Here is a 12503-nt window from a genome sequence, read left to right as displayed (position 1 = left end):
GGGCGTTCTCCGAGGGTGGGACCCGGACGGCCGTCGCTCGACCGGCGACCGAAAGAGGCACGGCGCGGGAGGGTGTGGTGACCACAATCGATGCCCACCACGCAGATCAAAGACTCCGTCCACGGCTACATCGAGCTGCCGGACGCGCTCGTCGAGGGCGTCGTCGACACGCGACCGTTCCAGCGGCTGCGGTACGTCCGCCAGCTCTCTGCGACCCACTTGGTGTACCCGGGCGCGAACCACACCCGGTTCGAGCACTCGCTCGGCGTCTACCACCTCGGACGGACCGTCTTCGAGAACCTCCGCCGCCAGTCATACTTCACCCGCGACGCGGCCGTCGAGGAGCTAGAGGAGATACAGCGGACACTGTCGTGCGCCTGCCTGCTCCACGACGTGGGGCATTCGCCGTTCTCGCACCTCTCCGAGGGGTTCCTCGACGAGGGCGTCCTCCGGGAGCGCGTCGCGGAGACCGGCCTCGTCGACGCCTTCGACCGGGCCGGCGTCGGCGGCGCGCCGCTCCGCTCGGCGAACCCCCACGAGCTGCTCGGCTGCGTGGTTATCGTCGAGGAGTACGGCGACGCCCTCCGCGCGTTCGACGTGGACCCATTCGAGGTGTGCGCGTACGTCCTCGGGTACAGCCTCGCGTACGAGCGGGGCGAGCCGTGGCAGTACGGGGTCGGCGCGCAGCTGCTCCACTCCCCCGTCGACGTGGACCGGCTGGACTACATCACTCGCGACAACGAGATGACCGGCGCGGGCGTGTTGAGCTTCGACGTCGAGCGCATGGTCGACGCCTACACCGCCCACCCGGAAGCGGGCCTCGCCCTCTCGGAGAAGGCGCTGTCGACCATCGGCAACTACCTCGAAGGCCGGATCGCGCTGTACATGTGGGTCACCCAGCACCACAAGTCGGTGTACGCGAACCGGCTGCTCCAGGCGATGCTCGGCGAGTACGAGCGCGTCACCGGCGAGAGCCCCGTGACGGTGGACGGCATCATCGACCGCGAACTCGACGACAACGCGGTGCTCGAACGGCTCCGGGTCGCGGCCCGCGAGCACCCCGACTCGACGCTCGCGTCGATGTACGACCGCTTCCGCGGGCGGCGCTTCCCCGCCACCTGCTGGAAACACCGGATCGCGCTCGCCGACCGGATCGGCGGCGACCTCGGCGACGACCTCCCGGTGGACGGCGACCCGCTCGACGAGTTCACCGCGTGGCTCACGGCCGGCGACGACCGCTTGGAGCGGCTCCTCGCCGACGCCCTCGACGTGCCGGTCCACGAGGTGTGGATCGACCGCTCGTACGTCCCCGCATACGACCCCGACGAGCTGGAGGACATCCCCATCGCGTACGGCGGCACGACGCGGTCGGTCGCGGACTGGGGGCTCTACGGCGACAGAGCGTTCGACGTGCCGATCCCCTTCGTCTTCGTCCCCGACGGGACGAAGCGGCGGGCGATCCGCGTGCTCCGAGAGGCGTTCGAGCGGGAGGTCGCGGCGGACGAGGCGGCGTGAGTCGGCGTTCGATCGTTCGGAGAAAGGTTCGGATCGGGGGCCGGTCGGATCAGTCGTCGGCTTCGGCGGGAACGGGGCCCTCGGCGTCGTCGGCCTCGGCGTCGGACTCCCCGTCGGCCCGCGGGAAGTTCTCGATGGTCGCGTCGCGGAAGGCGGCCTCGTCGAACTCGTAGTCGCCCTCGAAGAAGCCGAGGACGGTCTCGACGTCGGTCATCGCGTTCTTCAGCGCGGTCGACGCGCCCGGGGAGGGCGTGATGTTGAACAGGATGCCGTCCTCGACGATCTTCGCTTCGCCCATGTCCAGTTCCCTGCTCTCGGTGTCGACGATCTGGGGGCGCACGCCGCCGTACCCCTTCGCGCGGTCGATGTCGTCGACGTCGACGCTCGGCACGACCTTCCGGACGTTCGGCAGGAACGCGCGCTTCCCGACGCCGGGGAGGTCGTACACGAGGTTGCGGACGACGTACGGGAAGAGGATCCTGTCCGAGAGGATGTTGACGTAGCTCAGCACGGAGTCGGGGTTGAACCCGAACACGTCGACGAAGTCGCTCACCGTCGAGAGGTGGCCGCGCTCCAAGGCGGGCACGAGCTTCGCCGTCGGGCCGAACCGGGTGACGCTCCCGTCGTGGACGTCGGCGTCGCCGTGGACCGCCGCGAACGGGAGCTTCTTCATTTGGAGCGTGTACACCTTCCCGTTCAGCAGGTCGTCGGCGAGGAAGAAGCTCCCCGCGACGGGCAAAAGCGACATCCCCTCGCCGTACCCCATCTCCTTGGCGAACTGGAGGCTGTGCGAGCCGGCGGCGACGACGACCGCCTCGGCGTCGAACGCGCCGTCGTCGGTGTCGACGCGGAAGCCGTCGCCCCGCTCGTCGACGCCGGTCACGGTCGTCCCGAGGTGGACGGAGACGGCGTCCTCCTCGCGGGCGGCCTCGACGAACGACTCGGCGACCGCGCCGTAGTCGACGACGTAGCCGTCGGGCGTCTGGAGCGCCTTCAGCTCGATGCCGGGGTCGCGCCCCTCGACGACCTTCGGCTCCAGCTCGGCGATCTCCTCGCGGCCGATCTCGCGGAGCTTCGGGAACAGGTCGCCGAACCCCTCCTCGCGGTAGCGCTCCTCCAGCTTGGCGACCTCCTCGTCGCCCACGCCGAGGACCATCTTGCTCCGCTTGCTGTGCATCTCGCGGTCGGGGTCCGCCCCTTCGAGGTACCCCGCGAGCAGCTCGGCGCCCTCCTTGACCTCCTCGGCCTTCTCCAGGGTGTAGTTCGTCTCGATGTCCCCGAAGTGGAGGGTCTGGGAGTTGTTCGTCCGGTGTGAGTTGATCGCCGCGATCTCCCGTTCCTTCTCGATCAGCGTGACGTCCTCGACGTCGGTGAACTTCGCCACCGTGTACAGAAGCGACGCCCCGCTTATCCCGCCGCCGACGATTACGAGATCGGTGTCAGACATGCGTGGTGAAAGCTCACCTCGCGAGACGCCCTCCCCCGTTAACCCTTTTACCATCCTCGCGCGAAATCGCGGGGTAGAGCCCCTACGAACGTCTATCTCGAAAACGACGATCGTCGAACAGCTGTCGGCGCCGCGGTTCGGGCCCCTCCCGAGTTACCCGTCGCGCGCGGCGCGGTACCGCTCGCGGACCGCCGCGAACAGTTCCCTCCCGGCCTCGGTCCGGAGCCGCGGCTCGGCCGTCGCGAAGAACTCGTCGAGACCGTCGTACTCGCGGAACGCGTCGGGCTCGCCCCGCTCCGGGTCGTACCGGTCGTCCCGCTCGTACAGCAGGGCCTGGAGACAGACGTCGAGCAGGTCGCACTCCTTGACGAGGACCGCTTCCGGCGACTCGCGGGCCTCGTACGCCTCCCAGGCGTCGGCAACGCGTTCGGGGAGCGGGCCGGCGAGGTCCGACATCGCCTCGCGCTCCGCCGCCGCCTTCGCCCCGCGGTCGACCGCGTCCGCGGTCGAGTCGGCCCGGGTCGCCACGTCGCCCGTCTCCGCCTCCGCGACGTCGTGGACGACGGCGAGCCGGAGCGCGCGGTCGAGGTCGACGCCCGGGAGGTCCTCGCGAAACCGATCGCCGAGGGTCACGACGAGGTAGGCGACCCCCCACGAGTGGGCGGCGACCGACTCGGGCGCGTCGACCCCGCGGAGCTGCCAGCCCGTGCGCCGCTCGTCTTTCAGGTCGTAGGCGGCGAGGACGGCGTCGAACGCCCGTTCAGCGTCCGCGTCGCGCTGTTCGTCGGCCATCGCTCCGGGCCGCTACTCGGCGAGCGCCCAGCTGTCGTCGCCGACGGGCTCGGCCACGTCCCGGCGGACCATCTCGTCGATGACCTCGTCGAGGCGGTCGGGCTGGGCGACCTCCATCTCGATCCGGCCGATGCCGTGGTACTCCTCCAAGTAGTGACGCAGGTCCTCCCGCGAGAACGCCGACTCGTCGGCGCGCTCCATCGCGCCCTCGGTGAGGTCGATCATGTCTTCGAGGAAGTTCCACGGGTAGACGACCCACGTCCACTGTTCGAGCCGCTCGCCCACGAAGTCGGGCTGGAACTCGGAGGTGCCCAGGAGCTGGAGCGTCGCGGTGCGGATCTCGGCCGCGTTCCGGTCGTCGACGTACTCCTCGGCGCGGCGGATCGAGCCGCCCGTGTCGGCGATGTCGTCGATGATGAGGACGTTCTTCCCCTCGACGCTCCCTTCCGGCATCGGGTAACGGATCTGGGGCTCGCCGCTCTTCTCGGCGGTGCCCACGTAGTGTTCCATCTTGAGGCTCGTGAGGTCGTTGAGCCCGAGGAAGTCGCAGACGCAGCGGCCCGCGAACCAGCCGCCGCGGGCCAGCGCGACCACCATGTCCGGCTCGAAGTCGGCCCGCTTCACCGCGTCGGAGACGTTGCGGCAGAGCCCGTAGATGTACTCCCAGTTGGTGAGCGTGCAGTCGAAGTCGTCCGGGAGGTCGCTCATACGACCGTACCTGCCACCCGCGCGCTGATAAGGGTTTAGCTCCGGTGTCGCGGGCCTCACCGCAGCGCCGAGATCAGCGCGATACCGCCGGCCAAAAGCAGCGCGAGCGCGGCCACGGGCTGGCCGCCGCCGACCGCGAGGGAGACGCCGTAGACGAGCCCGGCCGCGAGCGCGCCGACGAGCAGGCTCAGCCCCGCGTGGACCGCGACGTTGCGCCGGACCCGCGCGCCCCGGCCGACCTGTTCGCCGAGGCCGACGCCGTGGTCGGCCACGTCCCACGCGACCGCCAGCCCGACGGCGGCGACGAGCAGCGGCTCGGCGGTCGCGCCGCGGTACCCGGCGACCGCGAGCCCGACCACGCCGACGGCTGCGCCCCACGTGAGGACCCGCGTCGACCGCCGGAGCGAACCGCCGAGGAACCCGAGCGCGGCGACGCCGAGCAGCGCGCCGCCGACCGGACTCGCGACCAGCCCCGCGGTCGCGGCGACACCCGCGGCCGCGAGGCTCGCGACGACCGCGACCGTCGGCGACCGCGCGTCCGTCTCGTGGAAGTCGCCGTGCGCGTCGTCACCGGTCGGTCGGACCGCCGAACCGTCGCCGCTCATCGCGACCACCGCCTCGTCGCGGCCGCGACGGCGACCGGGAAGGAGTCGTCGCCCCACTCCACCGCGCGGATCCCTCCCGACCGGAGCGACCGCAGCCGCTGGCGCCGCTCGAAGGTCGTCAGCCGCTGGCCGACCGTTCCGGTCGCGGTGGGGTCCGGCGAGAGGACCGTCACGAGGTGCCCGTGCGCGTCGATCCGGCGGGCGAGCGTCGCCGCGGTGTCGTCGACGAGCGGCGTGAAGAACAGCACCTGCGCGTCGGCCGGGAGCCGCCGCCGGAACCGCCGGAGCCACAGCGACCGGTAGAACCGCTCGTCGCTCGGCGTCGGCGCCAGCGCCGGGGCGGTCGCCAGCGTCTCCCGCCCGCGAGCGGCGTGGACGGTCCCGCTGCCGGGCGGGAGCCAGCAGTCCATCGGCGACAGCGCCGCGATGCCGACCCGGTCGCCGCCGTCGAGGAGCGCCGAGAACGCCTGGCCGGCGGCCGCGACGCTCGCCTCCACCGCGGTCTCGGCGTCGGGGTCGGACGCGGCGTACGCGGACTCGCGGGCGTCGACGAGCAGCACGACGGTGGCCGAGCGCTCCTCGCGCAGTTCGACGGTCGACAGCTCGCCCGTCCGCGCCCGGCGGTTCCAGTCGATCCGCTTGAGCGGGTCGCCCCGGCGGTACTCCCGGGTCGCGTGGAACTCGACGCCGGCGCCGCCCACGTCGGTCGGGACCCGCCCGTGGTGGACGGTCGTCAGCCCGCGGAGGGGGAGGTCCCCGCCGGCGGCCAGTTCGGGGGTACAGGCGATTGCGGTCGGCGCGTCGAGGGCCGTCGCTCGCTCGCGGGCGCCCGCGGCGTCGCGCGTGACCGCGGTCATCGGCTCCCACTCGTGGTCGCCCCGGGCCGCGCGCACCGTGTACTCGAACGTCACCGCGGCCCCGGGCCGCAGCGCCGTGGCGACCCGCGCGGGGCCCTCGGCGACGGCCAGCCCCGGCGGGACGCCGTCGACGAGGCGGAGGTCCGGGAGCGGCGCCTCCCCGACGTTCTCCGCGCGGACCGTCACGCGCACCTCGTCGCCGGGCGCCGGGGCCTCGTCGCTCACCGTCCGGGTGACCGCGAGCGTCGGCGTCGGGGCCTCCCCGGCCCGGGCGTACACGGCGTAGCCGACCCCGACCGCGCCGGCGAGCACCAGCGACGACTGGCGGACGAGCACGCCCAGGCCGACGAGGGCCAGCGCCGCCCCGGCGATCCCCAGCCAGCGGTCGGTCGCGACCTCGCGCCGGCGCTCGCGGTCGGTCGGCGCCGCGGCCGGCCGTCCGGCCGCCGCGGAAGCGTCTCCGATCGCCTCGCCAGTTTCTTCGGCCGCCTCGTCTTCGGACTTTGGCGCGTCGGACCCCGACTCGTCGACACGGTCGGCCGTCGGCCCGGGTCGGTCGTCCCGTTCCGGACCGCTCGTCTCGCTCCCGCCGCTCGCGGCCGCGTCCGAGCCGGCCGCCACCTCGGCGCCTCGCGGGTCGCTCACCCCGCACCCCCCTCGATCCGTTCGATCTCGTCGACCGCGGCCCGGAGCCCGTACCAGTAGTTCGAACGCCCCCGGATCCCGGCCGACAGGCGGACGCGGACCGGGTACCCGCTCCGGGTGTCGAAGAAGGCGGCCGCGGTGGGGTCGTCCGTCCACGTCCCGTCGTCGACGGCCGCCGCCGCGGCCTCTGGCGGGCAGTTCCGGTCGCGGGCCACGGCGTCGACCGCGACCTCCCGGATCCGGTCGCGGAGGTCCCGCCGGTCCCGGTAGCCCCCCGGCGCCGGGCTGACGACCCGCGCGATCCGCTCGTCGAGGTCCGTCCCGGGCACCGCGGCGGGCGCGCGCCGCTCCGGTTCGCCGGGGTCGGTCAGCAGCCGCCGCCGGTCGCGGCGCGCGTTCGCGTACCGCACTCCCTGGACCACGCCGAGGACGCCGAGCAGCGTCACCACGGCCGAGGTGGGGGAGATGGCCGCCGCGACGCCGCGGTCGAGCGCCGCGAGGACGCCGACGGCGACCGCCGCCACCCCGACGATCGCGAGCGGTCGCACTACGGCTCACCCCCGTCGGGTCCGGCGGCCGCGGTCGCGGACCGGTCGCGCGTCACGAGTCGCCCCCGTGTCGCTCCTCGATCCGGCGCAGCGCCTCGACGGCGCGGCGCTCGCGGTCGTCGGTCGCGTCCTCGCCGCCGTACCGCACGCGCTCGAACACCTCGGTGAGCGCGGTCACCGGCTCCTCGTCGACGCCGGCGTCGACCGCGGCGGTCGCGAACTCGGCGGGCGTCGAGGAGGCGGGCCGGTCGACGTCGAGCACGTCCGTCATGTCCCGCCACGCGCGGTACACCTCGTTGTCCGCGTCCGACGACTCGATCCGGTCGGCGGCCTCGCCGGCGGTCCGACCGATCGCGTCGAGGTCCGGCGGCTCCTCGGCCGGATCCTCGGCCCGCGCGGCCGCGTCCCCGTCCGCCTCGTCGTCGCCGCCGGCGAGGAGCAGCGCGGCGACGCTGGCGATCACCGCGACCACCACGACGAGCGCGAACAGGATCTGCGGCGCCGACGCCGTGCCCTCGCCGCTGCCGACGCCTGCGCCGCCGACGGCGCCGGCCGGTAGGATGCTCGTCCCGTTGCCGCCGAGGCCGAGCGAGACGGTGACGCTCTCCGCGACCGAGCGGCACGTCGACAGCACCCAGAAGAGGACGCCGACGGGGGCGCCAATCACGCTCGCGACGGCGACGCTCGCGAACGGCGACGCGGTGTCGCGGTAGGTGATCGCGGCGAGCAGCGCCAGTCCGACGAGCAGCGCCAACACGGCCGGCGGCTCCCGCAGCGACGGGAAACAGAGCCCCGACGCGGAGAACTCGCCGGCCTCCCCCGAGGAGGAGAGCACGCCTGGGTCGCCGGTGTCCGATCCGACGCTCGGGGCCTCGCCGCCGCCTCCGCCGAAGCCGCCGCTACCCGTGTCGACGGCGGTGTTCAGCGTCGCGGCAGCGACGCCGAGCGCGACGAGGGCGAGGAGGGCGACCGCGACCGCGACGAGGGCGTCCCGCTTCACGTCCCCGAATACGCCGGCCGCCGGGAATAGCTTACGGCGTCGGCCACCCGGGCTGTGGCTCACCGCTTCGGGCTGGCCTCATCGGCCGGGCTGGCGTCATCGGTCCGGGCTGGCGTCACCGGCGCCTCCGTGCGGGCGGCTCGGTCGACCGTCGGACCGCTCCCTTACGCGTCCTCGCTCCCGTCGACGAGGTCGTCGAGCGGCGTCGTCGGGAACAGCGCGTCCACGTCGGGCTCGGGGTCGACCAGGCGGTACGCGGTCCCGTCGCGCTCGACGACGCCGGCGGCCGCCAGGTGATCGAGGTGCGAGAACGCCTCGCCGGGGCCGTGGAGCACGTGGATGTCCTCCAGCGAGCCGAACAGCGCCGCCGACACCTCCCACGCGGTCGCGGGGCCCGACTCGTCGAGCACGTCGATCACCCGGCGGGTCCGGTGGCGGTGGTGGTCGAGGATCGTCGCCGCGCGGCGCCCCGGCTCGTCGATCCGCCAGCGATGACCGGGGTGGGCGGCGTCGAAGTCGCGCGCGACGAGCCGCGCGAGGCTCTCGGCGTAGGCGGCGAGCGCCCCCTCGACGCGCACGTCCGCGCCGCCGACGTTCGGTGTGTACTTCGGGAGCAGCGCGTCCCCGGTGAACACCTCCTCCGTCGCGTCGTCTCCCGCCACGGGCTCGTGGTCGGGGACGGTCCGGGGGTCGAACGCGAACCCGGAGAGGCCCGCGGTGTGGCCCGGCAGGTGGAGGACTTCGAGCTCGACGCCGCCGGCCTCGATCACGTCGCCGTCGCCGAACGTCGTCACGTCCGCGGGGTCGCCGGAGAGGTCCGCGCTGACCGCGTCGAAGAACCCCGTCAGGCGCTCGCGGTCGGCCGCGGGCATCCCCCAGCGCTCGAACGTCTCGCGCTGGAGGTCGCGGTCGGCGAACAGCGGCGTCTCGGCCCCGTCGACGAGGCCGGCGTCCGCCTCGTGGACGTACACGTCGGCGCCGCCCGCGGCCTGGACCTCGCCCGCGAGCCCCGCGTGGTCCGGGTGCCAGTGGGTGAGCACGACCGCGTCCACGTCGGCGAACGAGCGGCCGTGCTCGGCGAGGCCGTCGACCAACTCCCCGCGCACGCCCGGGAGCGCGACGCCGGTGTCGACGAGCGCCGTCGTCTCGCCGTCGAGCAGGTACACGTCGTTTTCGCCCTCGAAGACGGTGTTGCCGAGCTGGATCCGTTTCACACGACTCCGTCGGCTGCCGGGCATTTCACGGTTTCTACCGCGGCGCGACCGACCGCCGCTCGCCGCCCTCCCGTCCGTCCGCGGACGCGACCGTTGGGGCTTTGCTTCTCCCGCCCGTTCCGGTGATATGGAGTATCAACCGGGCGTGTGTAACATCGGACCGACCCAACAGCGACGGCGGCTGCTCCTCGGCGTCGGGTCGCTGCTGGCCGCGGCGGCGTACGTCGCGGCGGTCGTCTCGCTCGCGTGGCCGCGGTGGGCGCTGATCGCCGCCGTGGTCCCGTTGTACGGCGCCGCGATGGGCGCGTTACAGTACCGCGAGCGCTTCTGTATCGGCTTCGCGGGGATGGGCGTCTTCGACGTGGGCGACGGGGCGAACGAGATTCAGAACGAGGAGGCGCTCGCCGCCGACCGCAAGAAGGCGGTCCGCCTCAACGCGAAGGCGATGGCGCTCGGCGCGGCCGGAACGGTGGTCGTCTTCGCCGCGGTGACCGTCTTTCTATAGATAGCCGTACCGTTACGGACCGTTCGTTTATTACTGATTGCGAGCGGGTCGGCGGCGAATACCGCCAAAGATCCAGGCGCACGGCTGCCCCTTTGAGTCTCCCCCGACCGCACAGCCCCGCGCCTCACACCTCCCCGGCCTCGCGGTTCGCTCGGGGCTCCCTGCGGTCGCCCTCCCTCACCGCGTCCAGCGAGAATCGGAGATTCTCTGGCAGCCGGCGCGTCGCGCCGGCGACCTCGCGCGCGCCGCCTCGCGGCCTCCGCTTCGCTCCGGCCGCTCGCAGGCACGCGCCGCCGCACAGCACCGCAATTTGTGTGGGATCTCGGTAGAGTATCAACACGAACGTGCGTATAGAAAAGCATTAGACCCGGCTTGGTGACCACGTAAGTGAATGAGTCTGTCCGATGCGGACCACGAGCTCGTGACCGCGGAGCTCGGTCGGGAGCCGACGGCGGCCGAGGCCGCGTTGTTCGAGAACCTCTGGAGCGAGCACTGCGCGTACCGCTCCTCGCGGCCCCTGCTGTCGGCGTTCGACAGCGAGGGCGACCAGGTCGTGGTCGGCCCCGGCGACGACGCCGCGGTCCTCGCGCTGCCCGAGCCCGACGCGGCCGACGCCCCCGCGGCCGAGCGCGCCGCCGACGACTACGGCGACACTTACGTCACGTTCGGCGTCGAGAGCCACAACCACCCCTCCTTCGTCGACCCGTTCGACGGCGCGGCGACGGGCGTCGGCGGCATCGTCCGCGACACGATGAGCATGGGCGCGTACCCGGTCGGCCTCCTCGACTCGCTGTACTTCGGCGGCTTCGACCGCGAGCGCTCGCGGTACCTCTTCGAGGGCGTCGTCGAGGGCATCTCCCACTACGGCAACTGTATCGGCGTCCCCACGGTCGGCGGCAGCGTCGCCTTCCACGGCGGCTACGAGGGGAACCCCCTCGTCAACGTCGCCTGCGTCGGGCTGACGAACGAGGAGCGACTCGTCACGGCCACCGCGCAGGAGCCGGGCAACAAGCTGGTCCTCGTCGGCAACGGCACCGGCCGCGACGGGCTCGGCGGCGCCTCCTTCGCGAGCGAGGACCTCGCCGAGGACGCGGAGACCGAGGACCGCCCCGCGGTCCAGGTCGGCGACCCCTACGCCGAGAAGCGGCTGATCGAGTGCAACGAGGCGCTGCTCGACGAGGACCTCGTCCGCTCGGCCCGCGACCTCGGGGCGGCCGGGCTCGGCGGCGCCTCCTCCGAGCTCGTCGCGAAGGGCGGCCTCGGCGCCCGCATCGAGCTCGACCGGGTCCACCAGCGCGAGCCGAACATGAACGCCACCGAGATACTGCTCGCCGAGAGCCAGGAGCGGATGTGCTACGAGGTGGACCCGGACGACGTCGACCGCGTCGCCGCGCTCGCCGAGCGGTTCGACCTCGGCTGCTCCGTCATCGGCGAGGTGACCGAGGGGAACTACGTCTGCGAGTTCGCGGGCGACGCGGACGGCGACGGGGAGCCGGAGGTCGTCGTCGACGCGCCGGCCGAGTTCCTCGCCGACGGCGCGCCGATGAACGACCTGCCGAGCGCGCCGCCGAGCGAGCCCGAGCGCGACCTCCCGGACGACGCGCCGCCGCTCGACGAGGCGGTCGCCGCCGTCCTGTCGGCCCCCTCGACCGCGAGCAAGCGCTGGGTGTACCGCCAGTACGACCACGAGGTCGGCACGCGAACCGCCCTGAAGCCCGGCGACGACGCCGCGCTGCTCGCGATCCGGGAGACGGAAGCGGAGGACGGGGCCGACGGCGGCGCGGATGAGTCCGCCGACGGCGTCGGCCTCGCGCTCGCCTCCGGCGCGAACCCGAAGTGGACCGCGGCCGCGCCGTACGAGGGCGCCCGCGCCGTCGCCCTGGAAAACGCGACGAACCTCGCCGCGACCGGCGCGGTCCCGCTCGCCGCGGTCGACTGCCTCAACGGCGGCAACCCGGAGAAGCCCGACGTGTACGGCGCGTTCGAGGGGATCGTTGACGGGCTCGCCGACGCCTGCGCCGCGCTCGACGCCCCGGTCGTCGGCGGGAACGTCTCGCTGTACAACGACAGCGTCGAGGGCCCGATCCCGCCGACCCCGACGCTCGCGGTGCTGGGGACGACGCGCGGCTACGACGCGCCGCCGGCCGCGCTCGACGCCGGCCGCGCGGCCGACTCCGAGCTGCTGCTCGTCGGTGCCGCCGGCGACGCGCTCGGCGGCTCCGAGTACCTCGCGCACGCCGGCGGCAGCGACCGGTTCCCGGCGCTGCCAGACGACTCCGGCGGCGCCGACGACCTCGCCGGCCTCGTCGCGTCGCTGGCGGCGGCCGCCCGCCACGAGTCGACGCTCGCGGCCCACGACGTGAGCGAGGGCGGGCTCGCGGTCGCGCTCGCCGAGCTGGTGACCGACGACGCCGGCGTCGACGCGACCCTCCCCGACCGCGTCGCGGCCTTCGACGAGACGCCCGGCCGCCTCCTCGTCCAGACCACCGACCCCGAGGGCGTCGCGGCCGAGGCCGGCGACCTCCCGGTCTTCCGGCTCGGCGAGGTGACGACGGACGGGACGCTCTCGCTTTCGGTCGGCGACGAGTCGGTCGCGCTCTCCGCCGACGCGATACGGGACCGCCGCGACGTGATCGACCGCGAACTGGCCTGAACCGCCGAGACGCG

General features: G+C 73.5%; 11 protein-coding genes. 3 read left to right on the top strand and 8 right to left on the bottom strand.

Going from position 1 to position 12503, the window contains the following annotated elements; all coding sequences use genetic code 11:
• Window positions 1–90 precede the first annotated feature (90 nt).
• A complete protein-coding gene (locus AMR74_RS09305) occupies window positions 91–1515 on the top strand; it encodes an HD domain-containing protein (RefSeq protein ID WP_053771794.1) in 1425 nt (474 codons plus the stop codon).
• A 49-nt stretch (window positions 1516–1564) separates the two neighbouring features.
• On the opposite strand, the gene AMR74_RS09300 is transcribed toward AMR74_RS09305, so the two are convergent.
• The 8 genes from AMR74_RS09300 to AMR74_RS09265 all read right to left on the bottom strand — a co-directional run bounded on the left by AMR74_RS09300 (window position 1565) and on the right by AMR74_RS09265 (window position 9331).
• Window positions 1565–2962: an FAD-dependent oxidoreductase gene (locus tag AMR74_RS09300; RefSeq protein ID WP_053771793.1), complete on the bottom strand. Its 1398-nt coding sequence runs from the start codon at window positions 2960–2962 to the stop codon at window positions 1565–1567.
• A gap of 153 nt (window positions 2963–3115) precedes the next feature.
• Window positions 3116–3754, bottom strand: coding sequence for an HD domain-containing protein (locus tag AMR74_RS09295; RefSeq protein WP_053771792.1), 639 nt, complete (start codon window positions 3752–3754; stop codon window positions 3116–3118).
• 12 nt (window positions 3755–3766) lie between these two features.
• Window positions 3767–4462 carry a phosphoribosyltransferase gene (locus AMR74_RS09290; RefSeq protein WP_053771791.1) on the bottom strand — a complete coding sequence of 232 codons (696 nt, stop codon included), beginning with the start codon at window positions 4460–4462 and terminating at the stop codon, window positions 3767–3769.
• 56 nt (window positions 4463–4518) lie between these two features.
• Window positions 4519–5124: a DUF7519 family protein gene (locus tag AMR74_RS09285; RefSeq protein ID WP_053771790.1), complete on the bottom strand. Its 606-nt coding sequence runs from the start codon at window positions 5122–5124 to the stop codon at window positions 4519–4521.
• The gene (locus tag AMR74_RS09280) at window positions 5064–6569 is read right to left on the bottom strand and encodes a DUF58 domain-containing protein (protein ID WP_053771789.1); all 1506 of its coding nucleotides are present in this window, start codon (window positions 6567–6569) and stop codon (window positions 5064–5066) included. Before AMR74_RS09280 ends, AMR74_RS09285 begins: the two co-directional genes overlap by 61 nt.
• Window positions 6566–7117 (bottom strand): DUF7269 family protein, encoded by a 552-nt coding sequence (locus tag AMR74_RS09275; protein WP_053771788.1) that lies wholly within the window; start codon window positions 7115–7117, stop codon window positions 6566–6568. Before AMR74_RS09275 ends, AMR74_RS09280 begins: the two co-directional genes overlap by 4 nt.
• A 52-nt stretch (window positions 7118–7169) precedes the next feature.
• The gene (locus AMR74_RS09270) at window positions 7170–8117 is read right to left on the bottom strand and encodes a DUF4129 domain-containing protein (RefSeq protein WP_053771787.1); all 948 of its coding nucleotides are present in this window, start codon (window positions 8115–8117) and stop codon (window positions 7170–7172) included.
• Window positions 8118–8281: 164 nt separating this feature from the next.
• Window positions 8282–9331, bottom strand: a complete 1050-nt coding sequence (locus AMR74_RS09265) for an MBL fold metallo-hydrolase (RefSeq protein WP_053771786.1) — start codon at window positions 9329–9331, stop codon at window positions 8282–8284.
• Between the two features lie 127 nt (window positions 9332–9458).
• On the opposite strand from AMR74_RS09265, the gene AMR74_RS09260 reads away from it, so the two are divergent.
• Window positions 9459–9836, top strand: coding sequence for a hypothetical protein (locus tag AMR74_RS09260; RefSeq protein ID WP_053771785.1), 378 nt, complete (start codon window positions 9459–9461; stop codon window positions 9834–9836).
• A gap of 391 nt (window positions 9837–10227) precedes the next feature.
• The gene (purL, locus tag AMR74_RS09255) at window positions 10228–12489 is read left to right on the top strand and encodes a phosphoribosylformylglycinamidine synthase subunit PurL (protein WP_053771784.1); all 2262 of its coding nucleotides are present in this window, start codon (window positions 10228–10230) and stop codon (window positions 12487–12489) included.
• The last annotated feature ends 14 nt before the right edge of the window (window positions 12490–12503 follow it).

This window comes from Halorubrum tropicale, from assembly GCF_001280455.1.
In the GTDB taxonomy this organism is placed as follows: domain Archaea; phylum Halobacteriota; class Halobacteria; order Halobacteriales; family Haloferacaceae; genus Halorubrum; species Halorubrum tropicale.
Note: the sequence above shows the minus strand (reverse complement) of the source record. Positions and strands in the feature narration are given on the sequence as shown.

Excerpts from the sequence above, each read along its gene's own strand:
- AMR74_RS09305 (WP_053771794.1), top strand. The coding sequence starts at position 91 with ATGCCCACCACGCAGATCAAAGACTCCGTCCACGGCTACATCGAGCTG.
- AMR74_RS09300 (WP_053771793.1), bottom strand. The coding sequence starts at position 2,962 with ATGTCTGACACCGATCTCGTAATCGTCGGCGGCGGGATAAGCGGGGCG.
- AMR74_RS09295 (WP_053771792.1), bottom strand. The coding sequence starts at position 3,754 with ATGGCCGACGAACAGCGCGACGCGGACGCTGAACGGGCGTTCGACGCC.
- AMR74_RS09290 (WP_053771791.1), bottom strand. The coding sequence starts at position 4,462 with ATGAGCGACCTCCCGGACGACTTCGACTGCACGCTCACCAACTGGGAG.
- AMR74_RS09260 (WP_053771785.1), top strand. The coding sequence starts at position 9,459 with ATGGAGTATCAACCGGGCGTGTGTAACATCGGACCGACCCAACAGCGA.
- purL (WP_053771784.1), top strand. The coding sequence starts at position 10,228 with ATGAGTCTGTCCGATGCGGACCACGAGCTCGTGACCGCGGAGCTCGGT.